Annotated in this window: 16 protein-coding genes; 8 read left to right on the top strand and 8 right to left on the bottom strand. The window is 64.9% G+C overall.

The features are described from left to right. Positions 1-44: 44 nt before the first annotated feature. Both K410_RS0104960 and K410_RS0104955 read right to left on the bottom strand, forming a co-directional pair. Positions 45-1,871, bottom strand: a complete 1,827-nt coding sequence (locus K410_RS0104960) for a caspase family protein (protein ID WP_028133808.1) — start codon at positions 1,869-1,871, stop codon at positions 45-47. Positions 1,872-2,056: 185 nt separating this feature from the next. After that, positions 2,057-2,485 carry a GFA family protein gene (locus K410_RS0104955; protein WP_028133807.1) on the bottom strand — a complete coding sequence of 143 codons (429 nt, stop codon included), beginning with the start codon at positions 2,483-2,485 and terminating at the stop codon, positions 2,057-2,059. 93 nt (positions 2,486-2,578) lie between these two features. On the opposite strand from K410_RS0104955, the gene K410_RS0104950 reads away from it, so the two are divergent. The 3 genes from K410_RS0104950 to K410_RS0104940 all read left to right on the top strand — a co-directional run bounded on the left by K410_RS0104950 (position 2,579) and on the right by K410_RS0104940 (position 5,709). Then, positions 2,579-2,953 (top strand): nuclear transport factor 2 family protein, encoded by a 375-nt coding sequence (locus K410_RS0104950; protein WP_028133806.1) that lies wholly within the window; start codon positions 2,579-2,581, stop codon positions 2,951-2,953. Positions 2,954-3,197: 244 nt separating this feature from the next. Further along, the gene (gene bla / locus K410_RS0104945) at positions 3,198-4,055 is read left to right on the top strand and encodes a class A beta-lactamase (protein WP_028133805.1); all 858 of its coding nucleotides are present in this window, start codon (positions 3,198-3,200) and stop codon (positions 4,053-4,055) included. A 46-nt stretch (positions 4,056-4,101) separates the two neighbouring features. Then, positions 4,102-5,709 (top strand): Na+/H+ antiporter, encoded by a 1,608-nt coding sequence (locus K410_RS0104940; RefSeq protein ID WP_028133804.1) that lies wholly within the window; start codon positions 4,102-4,104, stop codon positions 5,707-5,709. Positions 5,710-5,740: 31 nt separating this feature from the next. Here K410_RS0104940 and K410_RS0104935 read toward each other — a convergent pair whose 3' ends face one another. Continuing rightward, entirely contained in the window at positions 5,741-6,547 is an 807-nt protein-coding gene (locus K410_RS0104935) for an N-acetylmuramoyl-L-alanine amidase (protein ID WP_028133803.1), read from the bottom strand. Positions 6,548-6,666: 119 nt separating this feature from the next. After that, entirely contained in the window at positions 6,667-7,563 is an 897-nt protein-coding gene (locus tag K410_RS0104930; RefSeq protein ID WP_028133802.1) for a TauD/TfdA dioxygenase family protein, read from the bottom strand. Between the two features lie 127 nt (positions 7,564-7,690). Here K410_RS0104930 and K410_RS36535 point away from each other — a divergent pair, with 127 nt between their 5' ends. Together K410_RS36535 and K410_RS0104920 are read left to right on the top strand one after the other, a co-directional pair. Then, positions 7,691-8,080 carry a DUF7662 domain-containing protein gene (locus tag K410_RS36535; RefSeq protein ID WP_063831406.1) on the top strand — a complete coding sequence of 130 codons (390 nt, stop codon included), beginning with the start codon at positions 7,691-7,693 and terminating at the stop codon, positions 8,078-8,080. After that, entirely contained in the window at positions 8,073-8,495 is a 423-nt protein-coding gene (locus tag K410_RS0104920) for a type II toxin-antitoxin system VapC family toxin (protein WP_028133801.1), read from the top strand. The genes K410_RS36535 and K410_RS0104920 overlap by 8 nt, the downstream gene beginning before the upstream one ends. Positions 8,496-8,504: 9 nt before the next feature. Here the strand turns inward: K410_RS0104920 and ispG are convergent, their stop codons facing one another. From ispG to K410_RS0104905, 3 genes are read right to left on the bottom strand one after another with little or no spacing between them, the layout of a single operon-like run. After that, positions 8,505-9,788 carry a flavodoxin-dependent (E)-4-hydroxy-3-methylbut-2-enyl-diphosphate synthase gene (ispG, locus tag K410_RS0104915; RefSeq protein WP_028133800.1) on the bottom strand — a complete coding sequence of 428 codons (1,284 nt, stop codon included), beginning with the start codon at positions 9,786-9,788 and terminating at the stop codon, positions 8,505-8,507. A gap of 12 nt (positions 9,789-9,800) precedes the next feature. Beyond that, positions 9,801-10,754, bottom strand: a complete 954-nt coding sequence (locus tag K410_RS0104910; protein ID WP_028133799.1) for a DMT family transporter — start codon at positions 10,752-10,754, stop codon at positions 9,801-9,803. A gap of 36 nt (positions 10,755-10,790) precedes the next feature. Continuing rightward, positions 10,791-11,285, bottom strand: a complete 495-nt coding sequence (locus K410_RS0104905; RefSeq protein WP_028133798.1) for a Fur family transcriptional regulator — start codon at positions 11,283-11,285, stop codon at positions 10,791-10,793. 157 nt (positions 11,286-11,442) lie between these two features. Here K410_RS0104905 and K410_RS0104900 point away from each other — a divergent pair, with 157 nt between their 5' ends. Genes K410_RS0104900 through K410_RS0104890 form a run of 3 tightly spaced genes read left to right on the top strand, consistent with a single transcriptional unit; the run spans position 11,443 to position 14,662 of the window. Further along, on the top strand, positions 11,443-11,925 hold the full coding sequence (locus K410_RS0104900) for a MarR family winged helix-turn-helix transcriptional regulator (RefSeq protein WP_028133797.1): 483 nt from the start codon (positions 11,443-11,445) through the stop codon (positions 11,923-11,925). After that, positions 11,918-13,081: an HlyD family secretion protein gene (locus K410_RS0104895; RefSeq protein ID WP_028133796.1), complete on the top strand. Its 1,164-nt coding sequence runs from the start codon at positions 11,918-11,920 to the stop codon at positions 13,079-13,081. Before K410_RS0104900 ends, K410_RS0104895 begins: the two co-directional genes overlap by 8 nt. Before the next feature lie 24 nt (positions 13,082-13,105). Continuing rightward, the gene (locus K410_RS0104890; RefSeq protein WP_028133795.1) at positions 13,106-14,662 is read left to right on the top strand and encodes an MDR family MFS transporter; all 1,557 of its coding nucleotides are present in this window, start codon (positions 13,106-13,108) and stop codon (positions 14,660-14,662) included. Between the two features lie 141 nt (positions 14,663-14,803). On the opposite strand, the gene K410_RS0104885 is transcribed toward K410_RS0104890, so the two are convergent. After that, the gene (locus tag K410_RS0104885) at positions 14,804-15,868 is read right to left on the bottom strand and encodes a phosphotransferase (RefSeq protein ID WP_028133794.1); all 1,065 of its coding nucleotides are present in this window, start codon (positions 15,866-15,868) and stop codon (positions 14,804-14,806) included. Positions 15,869-15,914: the final 46 nt, after the last annotated feature.

The raw sequence follows: 15,914 nt of genomic DNA, 5'->3' as shown, positions 1-15,914 counted from the left end.
GTCGTCCGAGCCTTGCCGGACGACGCTCTTGACCACGCATGCCCTCAGCGACACACCTCGACATTGGCGTCGACGTGGGGGCCGCCGCCGCCGCGATATTCGAGATGGCAGCCGCGGTTGACGGGACGGCAGCCGAGGCTGTTGCAGAATATCTGCCCGCCGCCGGACGGACGGCTGGCACCAGCCGCCGCAGTCATGCCGGCCGCGGCACCATAGCCGCCCGCCGTGCCAGCGGCAGCACCGCCGGCCTGACGACGCTGCCGAGCGGGACGCTCGTCACCGACGTCGCGCTTCGCCGTCGCCGGCTTGGCCGGCTTTGCGGCGCGCTGCTTCTCGCACTCATTGTCGTCGTTGACGGCATAGCCCTCGCGGCAGACGATCTTCGTGCATTTGTCGCCGTCGGCCTTGAAGCCGTGCTCGCAAACCAGCGGACAGACCCGCGCCGGCTTGGCCTTGACCGCATCGAGCGCGTCGGTGCTCGCGACCTTCACGTCGAGCTTGGTGCCGGCATAGCGATTGAACTGCGACAGCGAGCGCTGCGAGGACGTATTCCAGTTGCCGTCGGCCGAGCCCGAGAAGCAGCCGACGCGGCCGAGCTCGGTCTGCACCGACCGGTTGAGATCGGCCGGCGCGGTCGGCGGCGTCAGCGAGGCGACATTGGTGCCGGCCGGGCTCGCCGTGCTGGCCGGCGCGGCGCTCGGGGCCGCGGCGGCGAGGTTGACGCGCTGCTGCTCGGCGGCGGCCGCCTGCTGCTGCGCCTGCTCCTTCGCCTTCTGCGCGGCAAGCTGGGCCTGCTCGGCGGCTTTGGCGTCGGCCGCGGCTTTGGCCTGCGCGTCCTTCTGGGCGCCGAGGGCCGCGAGGCGATCGCGCTCGGCCTCGGCCTGCTTCGCCTTCGCGATAGCCGCTGCATGGGCCTGCTCGGCACCGAGCTTTTCGACCTGGAGCTTAGCGAGATTCGCATAGAAGCCATCGGGATGCTGGGCGAGGAAGGCGTCCCATGCCGCCTTGTTGCCAACCTGCAGCGCGAGCTCGTAATCGCGGCGGATATCGGCCTGGGGGTTCGCCACCGGCGCGACGGGCGCAGCGGCCACCACCTTGACCGGAACCAACGGCACGTCCTCGCCGCCGAGCGAGCCGTAGACGAACGGCTCCTGCTTGTTGGCGGTCGACTTGAGCACCTCGTCGCGCACGAAACCGAAGGCGCGGCGGACATCGAGGCCCGGCGTCGTCAGATATTTCGACAGCGCCACCGTAAAGGGGCTGTTGGCGCCGTCGCCGTCCTGGGCGGTAAAGCCGGCCTTCGCCGAATAGGCGATCAGCGTGTTGGGGCTGGTCGGCTCGACTTGTGCAAGGCCTCGACCCATGGCGCGCGAGGCAATCGTGCGCTTCATCCTCTTGGCGAACGGATTGTCGCGGCAGGCGTCCAGGATCACCAGGCGGAGCTGCTTGGCGGGCTCGACGGCGACGAGAACGCGGTCGAGCGAGAGCGCCTCGTCATAGACGTCGGTGTCGCGCTCGAGCTTGGCGTCGACCGGGATCAGATAGTTCGAGCCCTCGACCTCGATGCCGTGGCCGGCATAGTAAACCACGGCGATGTCGGCCGTGCGGGTCGCGTCGGCAAAATCGCGCAGCACCCGCCGGGTCTCCTGCGCGGACAAATCGTGCCGGGAATCGACGATATCGAAACCGGCCTCCTTCAGCGTCTTGGCTATCACCGCACCGTCATTGACGGGGTTGGTGAGCGACGGCGCGTGCTGATACGCCGAATTGGCGAGCACCAGCGCGACGCGCTTTCCGGCGAACGCGGGATCCGCGCCGAATAGCAGCGCGGCGGCGAGGAGAAGCGGGGACAGTCTGAGCAGATTGCGCATGACACGACTTCCGAAGTTCGGGGCGTCTCGAGCCCCCTTTGGGACCGCTTTAGCAGGATGTGGTGGCGATGCTTGTGATGGAGGTCACGAAGACCGCACCGGCCAACTGCCCGAAAGCCCCCCTATGTTTGTCGCGCCAGGCCGGCCGGGGTTCGCTGCCAGGCCGGCGTTCCGGCCGAGTTCCCTCAGCCGTCGCCGATATGCCCCCGATATTGCGGCAGATTGTCCGTAATTTCGTGCCAGGGCGCCTTCGAGCCTACGAAAATATGGGCGCTCGGCTGGATCGAAGGGGCATCGACCAGGGCTCCCATGGCGACGTGAACCCATTGTCCGTCGCGCACCCGGGAGTAAAGCAGCGAGCCGCATCGCCGACAATGGGCGTCATGGGCGGTGGCGTCGCCGAAAATGAGGCGCTGGTCGTCACCCCAGACGATGCGGAGCTCGTCCTGCGGGATCCCGGCGAACGGCTTGAAGGCCGAGCCGGTGGTACGGCGGCAATTCGAACAATGGCAGTTCATCGCATAGGAGAACGCGTCGGCCACCTCGAAGCGGACGGCGCGGCAGTAGCATTCGCCGATCAAGATACGCGCGTTCGAATTTTCTGATCCGGTCATGGCAAGCCCCGGCGCAAATGGCTGACACACCCATAGCGCATTTTGATGTCTACGACTAAGTTCGCCGCAAGCCATCATGCAAAAGGGTGATCCATGAGCCAGAACCGTTCCAGCGTCGAAGCCGTCGTGCAATCCTATTTTGACGGCCTTTACGAGGGCGACGCCGAAAAGCTCGGCGCCATCTTCCATCCCTCGGCTGACTTGCGCTGGGTCGAGAAGGGCGAGTTGCAGGTGCTGACTGTGCCCGACTGGCTCGATCGTGTGCGCAAGCGCCCCTCCGCCAAGGCCGAGGGCAAGCCGCGCGAAGATTTCATCGTCACCATCGACCGTTCGGACGAGAAGACTGCCTTCATCAAGGTCCGATGCCAATTGCCGCCGCGCTACTTCACCGATTATTTGGTGGCGATGAAGCTCGCCGACGGCTGGCAGATCGTGTCGAAATCGTATCGGTATGACCTGAGGGAGTGAGGGGGTCTTCCCCGTCTAACTTGCGAGGCACTCGCCCCCACTCTTCATGAATGCGAGCCCAACTCTCGCCACATGTCATTGCGAGGAGCTCGGCGACAAAATTGCGTGGCAATTTTGCGCAGATGCGGCGAAGCAATCAGAATCCCTCCGCGGATCGATTCTGGATTGCTTCGCTGCGCTCGCAATGACGACGCGGATAACGCGTGCGTAATCTCTTCCCTCCCCGCTGACCCGAAAGTCTCCCATGCCGCTCGATCGCCGTTCTCTGCTCGCCTCGCTCTGCTGGATGGCTGCGTCTCCCGTGCTTGCCGCGGAGGCGCCGCCCGAGTTCGGAGCCTACGAGCGCGAGAGCGGCGGGCGGGTCGGGCTCCATGCGGAGAACCTTGCGACCGGCGTAAAGCTCAGCTGGCGCGCCGATGAGCGCTTCGTCATGTGCTCGACCTTCAAGGCCTCGCTCGCCGCCTGCGTGCTGGCCCGGATCGATCGCGGCGAGGAGCAACTCGCGGCCATGATCCGCTACGGAAAGGCCGATCTGCTGGACTATGCGCCGGTCGCCAAACAGAATCTCGCGGCCGGCACGATGTCGGTCGCCGACATGTGCAAGGCGATCGTCGAGCTCAGCGACAACACCTGCGCCAATCTGCTGCTGGCACGGATCGGCGGGCCGGCGGCCCTCACCGCATTCTGGCGGTCGATTGGCGATACCACCTCGCGGCTCGATCATAACGAGCCGGAGCTCAACCGCTCGCTTCCCGGCAATCCCCAGGATACCACGACGCCGGCGGCGATGGCGGGCAATTTGCGCCGCCTGGTGGTCGGCGAAGCCTTGTCGCCGGCTTCGCGTGCCCTGCTCACGGAGTGGATGGTGAACTGCAGGACCGGCGCGAACCGGCTGCGCGGCGGCCTGCCCGCAAGCTGGACCATCGGCGACAAGACCGGCAACAACGGCAAGGATGCAGCGGGCGACATCGCAGTGGCCTGGCCCAAACCCGACACGCCGATCCTGATCACGGCCTACGTCCAGGGCGGCGCGCCGAATGCGGCGCAGATCGAGGCCGTGTTCGCGCGGATCGGCCGGATGGTGGCTGAGCGGCTGGCGTGAGCCGCGCATTGACGCAGCGATCGCTTCCGGGTCAAGACAGGCTGCCATGGAAGCGAAGTTTCAGATTTTCCTCATCCTGCTTGCCGTATTGGCAGGCGTGGCGTTGGCCGCACGCCGCTTCAACATCGCGCCAGCCATCCTGCTGATGCTGGCTGGCGTCGGCCTCGCCTTCGTGCCTGGCATGCCCCAGGTGGAATTGCCGCCGGAACTGGTGCTGCTGATGGTGCTGCCGCCGCTGATCTACTCGGCGAGCGTCGCCATGAGCTGGCGCGAGTTCAGGAAGAATTTGCGCCCCATCGTGCTGCTCGCGGTCGGCGCCGTGGTCTTCACCGCGGCGATGGTGGCGGCCGCGACGCATTACATAATCGGCCTGCCCTGGACCATCGGCTTCCTGTTAGGGGCCATCGTCGCGCCGCCCGACGTGGTGGCACCGCTTGCGATCGCGCGCCGGCTCAACATGCCGCGGCGGCTCCTGGTCATCCTCGAGGGTGAAGGGCTCGCCAACGACGCCACCGCGCTGATCCTCTACCGCTTTGCGCTGGCAGCAATCTTGGTCGGGCATTTCTCGCTGCCGCTTGCGGCCGGCGAATTCCTCCTCATCGTCGCCAGTGAGATCGCTTTCGGCATCGGCGTCGGCTGGCTCTCCCTTCGCTTCCGCAAATGGTCCGGAGATCCGCAGGTCGAGCTGACGCTGTCGCTGATCACGCCCTACGTGTCCTACTGGCTGCCCGAGCATGTCGGCGGCTCCGGCGTGATCGCAACGGTCGCCTGCGGGCTCTATGTCAGCTGGAACGGCCCGCTGCTGATCTCGTCCGCGACGCGGCTGCAAGGCATCTTCTTCTGGGACCTCGTGATCTACCTGATCGAAGGCGTGCTGTTCCTGCTCACCGGCTTCCAGATGCGCGCGCTCTACGAGAAATCGAAGTCATTTCCGCTCGACGACATCCTGATCGCAACCGCCTTGGTCCTGATGATCGTCGTGATCGCGCGCTTCGCCTGGCTCTATCCGGCAACCTATCTGCCGCGGATGCTCAGCAAGTCGCTGCGCCAGCGCGATCCGGCGCCTCCATGGCAATGGCCGTTCGTGCTCGCCTTCACCGGCGTGCGCGGCGCGGTCTCGCTCGCGGCCGCGCTGGCGCTGCCGTTCACGTTGCCCAACGGCGAGGCCTTTCCGTATCGCGACCTGATCCTGTTCGTCGCCTTCGGCGTCATCTTCGTCACGCTGATCGGCATTGGCCTCACGCTGCCGCCGGTGGTGCGCTGGCTCGGTGTCGCGCAGGCCGGCCGCACCGAGCACGCCGCCGAGCACGAGGCCGAGATCGCCGCCCGGCGCCAGGCGCTCGATGCCGCGCTGAAATCGCTCGAGGCATTGACCGAGCAGAAGGACGTCTCCGAGGAAGTCGTGCGGCTGCTGCGCGCCCGCCACGAGATTCGCTTGAACCAGCTTCCCGATGCGCTCAATCCCAACCACCACGAGGTCTCGGCCGCCGGTACCGCGCTGACACGGGAACTGATCGCCGCCGAGAGACGATTCATCCATAATCTCTTGCGGGACGGCCAGATCACCGACGAGACGCGGCGACGGATCGAGCGTGATCTTGATCTGGAGGAGGCGAGCTTGGTGAACCGGGAGTATCGGGAGTTGCCCGCATAGCGTTTCCGTCGCAATGACGAATGCTGAACGACTACCGCCTCTCGCAAAACTCCTTCATTGCAGCGGCCACGGCTCCAGCGACGGCCTCGTGCCGCTCCGGCGAGTTCATCTCCATTTCCTCGTCGCGGTTGATGATCGAGCCGGCCTCCAGCAGCACCGCGGCGCTTCGCGTCCGCGACAGCACGACGAGCCCGTCATAGCGGTAGACACCGACATCCTTGTCGAGCAACTGGCGGCGGTAGCGGCCCATCACCGGCAGAGTGTACTGGCTGGCATAGCGCAGGCCCTGCTCCTTCAGCTGCCCGCCGATCATCCGGGCCAGCATCAGGCTGGTCGCAAAGTGCGGATTCTGCCGCGACACGAACAGCGAGTGGCCCGAAAAGCGGTCGCTGAAATAGCTCTTTGCGCCGTCGAATTCCCAGGTCTCGAGCAGCTTGTCCGGCACCGAATCGTGGTGAACCGACAGGAACAGATCGGCCCGGCCGTCATTCGCGGCACTGACCCGCTTGAACAGGCTCGGCCGCGCCTTGCCGTCCGTGACGAGCAGCCGCGTCTCGGCAAAGCCTTCAGACTTGAGCTTCGTCGTGATCAGCCGTGCGAGGCGGAAGTTGAAGCCGAACTCCGGATCATTGCGCGCGCTGAGCGCGCCGTAAGAGTCCGGCGTGTGCCCGACATCCACGACGATCCGGAATTTTGTCGTCTCGCATTTGGTCAGTGGCAACGGCCCGGACCTGGCTATCCTTCGCGCGGCAGCCGCCTCGCTGGCGTCGACAAGGGCGAGCGGCGACAGCAAGATCGACGCGACCAGCCCGGCGATGATGCTGCGCGATTGCCCCAAGCCCTGCTCCGCCCTGCGATCCGCGGGCGGCCGACGAAGCCCGCGATTTGGCTTCGGGAAGATTGGCGCGGGAATCGGGGCGGGTCAACGCAAGATAGCGCGCGTGTCGCGAAGCGCGATCAAACCGGTCGCTCGCCCTTCACCGTCACCCGCGTGCCCGAGCGGGTGTGCGGCCAGTAGTCCCACATCGCGCGGTGCTGGGTGCAGCGGTTGTCCCAGAACGCGATCGCGTTCTCGGTCCAGCGGAAGCGGCACTGGAACAGCGGGTTTTCGGCATGCTGGTACAGATAGGCAAGCATCGCGTCGCTCTCGTCGCGGGGAATGCCGTTGATGTGGCGGGTGAAGCCGCGGTTGACGTAAAGCGCCTTCCTGCCGGTGACCGGATGCGTGCGCACCACGGGATGCTCGGCATGCGGATAACTCGGCCGGTCGGCAACGCCGTAATTCGCATAGAGCCCGCGATAGATCGGCTCGCCGTCATGCAGGGCGGTGAGGCCGTCGAGATAGGCCTTCATGCGCTCCGACAAAGCCTCATAGGCCGCGTACATGTTGGCGAACAGCGTGTCGCCGCCGCGCGGCGGACATTGCTTGATGTAGAGGATCGAGCCCATCGGCGGCTCGAGATCGCAGGACACGTCGGAGTGCCAACCCTCGCCGTTGGCCCGCGGCGAGTTCCTGTCGGCGTAGATCTTCATCAGGGCCGGGTCTTCGTCCTCATGCGGCGCGGCGGGATGAAAGTGCAGCTCGCCGAACTTGCGGCCGAAAGCGAGATGCTGCTGCGGGGTAATGTGTTGGTCGCGGAAGAAAATGACGAGATTTTCGGCCAGCGCGCGGTGGATCTCGTCCATCTGCCGGTTGGACGGCGCTTCGTCCGAGACGAGCTTGCCGATGTCCACGCCCGAGATTTCCGCGCCGATGATGGGCGTGAGCTTTTCGACCGCGATGGTCTCGTAAGGCGCGTCGCCCTCGGCCGTGTGGCGATAGCGCGGACCCTGCTTGCCGGCGAGTGAGCTCATGGCGTGTCTCCCGATCTGTTCTTCGTTGGTGCTGATCCTAGGCTTCGGATGAGCGGACGCAAAGGCGAAACCCGCCTTGACACACTTCTAAAGCTTTAATAGTGTTTTTGTAGATGGAGGTCGTCCGATGGGTAAATATGAGCGCCTGGGTGAATTCCTGAAGTCCCAAAGGACCAAGGAGGTACCTTTGACCTTTGCCGAAATCGAGCGGATCATCGGAAGCAAGCTGCCCCCCAACTCTCCTCAATATCCGGCCTGGTGGAGCAATAACCCGACCAACAACGTGATGACGAAGGTGTGGCTAGCCGCGGGCTTTCGTACCGAGCAGGTTGACACGAAGGCTCGCAAGGTCGTGTTTCGGCGGGTTGAATTGAGTTCCGCAGAACCGCCGCCTTCGCGTGCCAAGAAGCTCGGCCGCCATCCGCTGTTCGGCGCCCTCAAAGGATTGGCCCACATCCCATCGGGCGTGGATTTGACCCAGCCGGCCGATCCAGACTGGGGCAAGGTCTATGAGTGAACCTGCGCCTCTTCTGCTCGATACGCATGCCGCAGTTTGGATTGCAGAAGACAAGCCCATCGCCTCGGAGGCGAGCGAGGCGATCGAAGCCGCCTATCGGGCGGGGACTGCAATCTTCGTGTCCGCAATTACCGCATGGGAAATCGGCTTGCTCGTTGCTCGCAACAGGCTGGGCCTCTCCACGAGACCAGAACTCTGGTTTCAGCGGCTGCTTGCCGTCGAAGGAGTCCGGCTCGCCGAACTCACGCCCGATATCCTGATCGCGTCGTCATTCTTACCGGGCGAGCCGCCACGCGACCCTGCGGATCGCATTATCATTGCGACCGCTCGCGACCTTGGCGCGAGCGTGATTACGCGGGACGGATTGCTGCTGAGATATGGCGAAACGGGACAGGTCAGCACGATTACATGCTGACCTGAACGCCTACTCCGCCGCGGTCACCGGCAGCTTGGCGCCCTGGCCGTAACGCTGCTCGATATAGTCGATCACCAGCGCCTTGAAGTCGGCGGAGATGGTGGGGCCGCGCAGCGTGCGGAACTTCTTGCCGTCGACGAAGACGGGCGCGGCCGGCGCTTCGCCGGTGCCGGGCAGCGAGATGCCGATATTGGCGTGCTTGGATTCGCCGGGGCCGTTGACGATGCAGCCCATCACCGCGACGTTGAGCTCCTCGACGCCCGGATATTTCGTCTTCCAGTTCGGCATCTCGTCGCGGATGAAATCCTGGATCGAGCGCGCCAGCTCCTGGAACGTGGTCGAGGTGGTGCGGCCGCAGCCGGGGCAGGCCGCAACCAGCGGCACGAAGGTGCGGAAGCCCATGGTCTGCAGTAGCTCCTGGCCGACCTGCACCTCGCGGGTGCGGTCGCCGCCGGGCTCGGGCGTCAGCGAGATGCGGATGGTGTCGCCGATGCCCTGCTGCAACAGGATGCCGAGCGCGGCCGAGGACGCCACGATGCCCTTCGAGCCCATGCCGGCCTCGGTCAGGCCGAGATGGATGGCGTAATCGGAACGGCTGGCGAGGTCCTGATAGACCGCGATCAGATCCTGCACCGCCGAGACTTTCGCGGAGAGGATGATGCGGTTCTTGGGCATGCCGAGCTCTTCGGCGCGCGCGGCCGAGAGCAGCGCGGACTGCACCATGGCCTCGCGCGTCACGGCGCGGACATCGCGCGGATTGGCGGAGGCTGCGTTCTCGTCCATCAGCCTGGTCAGGAGCTCCTGGTCGAGCGAGCCCCAATTGGCGCCGATGCGCACCGGCTTGTTGTTCTTGTTGGCGATCTCGATGATGTCGGCGAACTGGGTGTCGCGCTTGTCCTTGAAGCCGACATTGCCGGGATTGATGCGGTACTTGGCGAGCGCCTCGGCGCAGGCCGGGTAGGCCGCGAGCAGCTTGTGGCCGATATAGTGGAAGTCGCCGATCAGCGGCGTATTGATACCGCGCTTGGCGAGGCCGTCGCGAATGTGCGGAACGGCGGCCGCGGCTTCCTCGCGGTCCACGGTGATGCGGACCATCTCGGAGCCGGCGCGCGCGAGCGCTGCGACCTGGGCGATGGTACCGTCGATGTCGGCGGTATCGGTGTTGGTCATCGACTGCACGACGATCGGCGCACCGCCGCCGACGGCGACGTCGCCGACCTTGACCTGGGTGGTACGATGGCGCGGCGCAGGCCCCGCAATGTCGGAATCGATGCTGGTTTCGGGCTTGTTCATGGGGTCCAAATATCAGGTTTTGGTGACGTTCAGCAATGCATCAGCTGGCGCCGCAGCCGTTGAGCTCGGACGGTTGACCAGAAAAAGCCCAGCAATTACAAGGAGGGCAGCCGCCCCGAATGCCAGGCTTAGGGTGTCGTGCATGATGAAATAGCTACCCACCACGCCAAACAAAGGGGTGATGAAGGTAAAAGCCGACAATTTGCTGGCCGAATAGGTCTTCACCAGCGCGAACCAAAGCGTGAACGTGGTTCCAACGACCCAGATCGCCTGGAACGCCATCAGGCCGAGCGATAGCGGCGCCGGCGTATGGGTGATGCTCTCGCCGAACAGCCAGGCCGCGAGCCCCAGGATCGGGATCGAGGTGGCGACCTGATAGCCCAGCGCCTTCTCGGGCGCGGCAAACCGCAGCCGCGTACCCTTGGCAATTAGCGTCGTCGCCGCCCAAAGCGTGGCGCCACCGACGATCAGGAGATCGCCGAGCAGAACCTGCGAGTCGACATTGGGCTGGGGCACGCCGATCGCAAGCGCGACGCCGGCAAAGCTGATGGCAAGGCCCAGCCATTGCGAACCGCCGAGACGCTCGCCGAGCATCTGATAGGAGCCGAGCGCAACGAAGAATGGGGTCGTGTAGAGGAACACCACCGCACGCGAAGCAGAGGTGAGACGCAGTCCCTGGAAGATCAGCACGAATTCAATGCCGAACATCAGGCCGGCGATCAGGCCCGGCTTCCAGGTGTGATCGTTCTCGAAGAATTTGACGCCGCGAAACGTGCCGATGATGAACAGCACCGGCAGCGCGCCCGCCGAGCGGATCGTGGCCTGGAGCATCGGCGGGATGTCCGGCAGCACCAGCTTCACCGCGATCTGGTTGAACCCCCAGGTCAGGCACAGCATGAGCATCAGGGCGATGGCGCCGGCACTGAGAGGACGTGCGGCGGAGTGGTTGGCTTGTGGTGAGGACATGTCTTCCCGAAAAACCGGCTTTGCGCCGTTGTTGCGCTATGCAGCTTTCTGACAATGGGTGCAGACGCCCGTGATCTCCACCACGGACAGCTTCGGAGCAAAGCCCGAGCTGCGTGCCGCGGCATTGAGATCCCCGGCGAATGAGGCCGACGGGATCTCGCCGACCAGGCCGCAGCGCTCGCAAATCAGGAACGCGACCGCCGAGGTCGCGTCGTGGTCGTGGGCGGCACAGGCGAGGTAGGCGTTGCGGCTTTCGATACGGTGCACGAGACCGTTGGCCATCAGGAAATCGAGCGCGCGATAGACCGTGATGGGCGCCGGCCGCGACATCGACTTGGCGAGCTCGTCGATCACCTCATAGGCGCCGAGGGGACGGTGACTGGAGAGCAGCGCTGCCAGCACTTGGCGGCGGATCGGCGTGAATTTCTGCGCGCGCTGCTCGCAAACCTCCTCGGCATGCGCCAGCGCATCCGCGGTGCAGCGGCCGTGATCGTGATCGGGCGCGGGAAATGCCGGCTTGGCGAGGGTCATGCGTGGGCAATCTTAGCATCCGGGCTCGGGAACCCAAAGCGCGACCATGCAAACGGCTGTCAGCCATGCTGGCGCTGCGGGGCAGCCCCTTCTAACTCGCCATGGGAATAATCATAAGCTTGCTTATTATATGCCAAGCTTATTGGAGATCAAGCTCATGAGCCGCGGGTCGGTCGATCAAAACTTCCTGTTCACGCTGGGCGAGCTCTATCGCCTGCTCCGCGTCTACGCCGACAAGGAGGCATCCCGCTTCGGCATCACCCGCGCCCAATGGGCCGTGCTGTCCAAGGTCGAGCGCAGCGAGGGCATGAAGCAGTCGGAACTCGCCGAGCTGCTCGAGATGCAGCCGATCACGCTGACCCGACTGATCGACAAGCTCTGCGACAACGACTGGATCGAGCGCCGCAGCGACGCTTCGGACCGCCGCGTCAAACGCCTGTATCTCAAGAAGGCCGGCCGGCAATTGCTGGGCCGGATGAGCGGGCTGAAGTCCGAGCTGACCGCCAACGCGCTCGAGGGCATCACACCGGCGGACGCCCACCGCCTGCTGACCCAGCTCGAGGCCATCAAGGAAAACGTGCGCACTGCGATCCAGGCATCCGGCGCCGAGCAAGCACGCAAGGAGCAGCGCTATGGCTGACCAAGTCCTCAAGTTCCAGCCCGAGCAGAAGTCTGACGGTGGCAAGCCCACCAAAAAAGCCGGCACCGACCCGCGCCGCCGCCTGGTGGCAGGCCTGCGCCGCTATCGCCGCTTCCTGCTCCTGGTCGTGCTGCCCCTTGCCGCCGCGATCGGCGGCCTCACCTTCTACCTGCATGGCGGCCGCTATGTCGGGACCGACGACGCCTATGTCGGCGCCCAGAAGGTGCTGGTGACGCCCGACATCTCCGGCAAGATTTTGAAGGTGATCGTGAAGGAGGGCCAGTCGGTCAAGCGCGGTGACGAGCTGTTCGAGATCGACCCCGTCCCGTTCCGCCTCGCGGTGGACGAGGCCAAGGCGCAGCTCGCGCAGGCCCGCACGACGTATGACAACCTGGTCGCCAACATCAAGATCTATGGCGATATGCTCGATCTGGCCCAGCAGGGCATCGATCTGAAGAAGCGCGATGTCGAGCGCAAGCAGGCGCTGGTGAAGAACAATTTTGGCTCGCAGCTCGACCTCGACAACGCCTCGACCGCATTGGTCACCGCCGGCGGGCAGGCCCAATACATCAAGCAGCAACTCTCCAACGCCAAGACGCAGCTGCTCGGCGACCCCGAATTGCCGCTGGAGCGATTTCCGCCCTACGCGCAGGCGAAGGCCAAGCTGGACGACGCCCAGCGCAACCTCGACCACACCGTGCTTCGCGCGCCGATGGAAGGCGTGGCGACGCAGGTCGAGCAGATCCAGCTCGGACGCTACGTCGCGGCCGGCACGCCGGTGTTCTCCATCATCGACGTCGCCCATCCCTGGGTCGACGCCAATCCGAAGGAGAGCGACCTCACCCATGTCACCGTAGGACAGCCCGTCACGCTCGAGGTCGACGCGTTCCCGAACCACGTCTTCAAGGGCACGATCGGCTCGCTCTCGCCCGGCACCGGCGCGCAATTTGCGATCCTGCCGCCGCAGAACGCCACCGGCAATTTCGTCAAGGTGGTGCAGCGCGTACCGATCCGCATCTATTTCGACGAGACCGACAAATACGTGCGCAAGCTGAAGGCCGGCATGAGCGTCTATGCCACCATCGACACCGGCCATCGGCGCTCGCTCGCCGGCCTCTTCGGCCTGTCGGCGACCGCGAGCCAGGACAAAGACTAAACCAACAAGACAAAGACTGATCCGATGTCCGGTCCCAACGCCAATCTGATGGTCCCCGGCCTGCGCCGTAACATGGTGACGATCTGCGCCATGACCGCGACCATCATGCAGGCGCTGGACACCACCATCGCCAACGTCGCCCTGCCCTACATGCAGGGCACGCTGTCGGCCTCGCAGGACCAGATCAACTGGGTGCTGACCTCCTACATCGTCGCCGCCGCGATCATGACGGCACCGGTGGGATGGATCGCCAACCGCTTCGGCCGCAAGCGCATCTTCATCATCTGCTCGGCCGGCTTTACCATGGCCTCGGTGCTGTGCGGCCTCGCGCAGGACATCAACCAGATGGTGCTGTTCCGCCTGCTGCAGGGCGTGTTCGGCGCCGCCCTGGTGCCGCTGTCGCAATCGGTCATGCTCGACTATTACACGCTCCAGGAGCGTGCCAAGGCGATGTCGATCTGGGGCATGGGTGTGATGATGGGCCCGATCATGGGCCCCTCCCTCGGTGCCTGGCTGACCGAGACCTATTCCTGGCACTGGGTGTTCTTCGTCAATCTGCCGTTCGGCGTCATCACGGTGCTCGGGCTGATCGTGTTCATGGACGAGACCGAGACGAACATCAGCCTCAAATTCGACTGGTTCGGCTTCGCCGCCTTGGCGGTCGCGATCGGCGCGCTGCAGCTCGCCCTCGACCGCGGCGAGCAATTGGGCTGGCTGGAATCGAACGAGATCCTCGCCGAGTTCATCGTGTCGGCCGTCGCGTTCTACTTCTTCCTTGCGCATTCCTTCACGACTTCGACTCCGTTCATCCGCTTCGCACTGTTCCGGGACCGCAATTTCGTCACCGGCTGCATGTTCATGATCGTGATGGGGCTCGTGCTGTTCTCGACCATGGCGCTGGCCTCGCCCTACATGCAGAACGTGATCGGTTATCCCATCATCACCGCCGGCCTGCTGTTGGCGACCCGCGGTATCGGCACCTTCTTCGCCATGATGCTGGTCGGCCGCATGATGCGCTACTTCGAGGCGCGCACGCTGATCATCGCCGGGCTGGCGCTGACGGCCGGCTCGCTGTTCCAGATGACCGGCTGGACCGAACTGACCCAGGTGCCGGAAATCGTGACCGTCAGCGTCATCCAGGGATTTGGCTTCGGCCTCGTCTTCGTGCCGCTCTCGACCGTGGCGTTCCTGACATTGTCGAACGAGCTGCGCACCGACGGCACTGCGATGCTGACCCTGATGCGAAACGTCGCCAGCTCGGTCGGCATTTCCATCGTGATCGCGCAATTGACGCAGGGCACGCGATGGACCTACGCGATCCTCTCCGAGCACATCAATCCCTTCAATCACGCGCTGCAGATGCCCGGCGTCAGCGGCCTGATCAATCTGTCGACCGACGCCGGCCGCGCCATGGCCGACCGAATGGTCAGCGTGCAGGCACAGATCATCGCCTTTTCCCATGATTACCAGCTGGTGATGATCTTCGTGCTCTGCACCATCCCGCTCGCGCTCCTGATCGGCTCGACCAAGACCACGCTGCGCAAGCAGGCGGCCGGGCCGGAACATGCGGTGATGGAGTAACGCAGTCGCGCGATCTCGTGTCCCGGGCGCGGTGCAGCGCGTAGCGATGCGCCGCAGAACCGGGATCCATTCTCTGTCGGCTCTGGGCCCCGGCTCGGCAGCGCATCACTGCGTGCTGCGCTGCGTCCGGGGCACGAGAGATCACGCCAACAATTCCTCGCAGCCCAAATCGTCCACCGCCGCCATCACCCGCTCCAGATTGTTCCACCAGATCACCGGCGGGATGTCGATGCTCCACTGCCAGACCGGCCGCGTGATCTGCCAGAGCACCGCCCACCGATAGTCGCGATCGAGCGCGCCGCGCGTGTAGCCGGCGATGCCGCCCTCGATCAGCGTGTCGTGGTAGAGATTGAGCAGCGACCGTTCGAGCGCCTGCCGGCGCTCCGGATACCAATGCATCGCCATCATGTAGGCGAGGTCGTGGGTTGGAACGTTGATGCTCCACAGATCGAAATCGAAGATCCGCACGGTGTCGGCGACGCCCGCGCGCGGCAGCAGGAAATTCCAGACATGGGCATCGCCGTGGGTGATGCTGAGGTGGCGGCGTGAATGGTAGCGCTGGGACAGCCGATCCGATTGATCGATCAGGCGCCGATAGAGCGTGCGCCGCTCCTCGCTGAGGCGGTCACCGAGATAATCGGCAAAGCGGTCGTAATGTCCCGCGAACGTCTCCATGCGCTCCGCGCTGTCCTCGGGGCTGGCGAAGCTGCCGACGGCATCGCCGAGGCCCGGATGGTCCCACCACGCCGCGTGCCAGCGTGCGAGCGTCGTCACGATCGCGATCGTCTGCTTGCGCGATGGCGGCAGCGGCCACGCCGCCGCGATGGCGTGGCTCTCGGTGAGGTCCTCGAGCAGAAGATGCCAGGCGAAGCTGTCCTCGTCGAAATGTCCGTCGAAGCAGCGGGGCACGAGTCCCGGCGGCATGCTCGGCGTCAGCCGCGTGTAGTATTCCACCTCGCGCCGGCCGCCATCGGCAAGTTTCTCGGCAAAGGCGGAATTCGCGGTCTTCAGGATCAGCGATTGCGGGGCGCCGGCGGATTCGCCGACATAGCGCAGGCCAAGCCGGATGATGTGCGACACCAGGGTGTCGCGCTGGTGCAGCACCTTGACCTCGCGCACCGCACCGGCGTCCAGCACGCCGCCGCGGCGCAGCGCGGCTGTCAGTCGGGCGGGCTCAACGACCGCCGGCAATTGTGGAGATGTCATGAACCACGATGCCCCTGTCCCGCGCCATCCTGCACGATTCGCACTC

This window comes from Bradyrhizobium sp. 22, assembly GCF_000482425.1.
In the GTDB taxonomy this organism is placed as follows: Bacteria; Pseudomonadota; Alphaproteobacteria; order Rhizobiales; family Xanthobacteraceae; genus Bradyrhizobium; species Bradyrhizobium japonicum_B.
The sequence above is the reverse complement of the archived record's forward strand: the minus strand, read 5'-3'. Positions and strand labels throughout refer to the sequence as shown.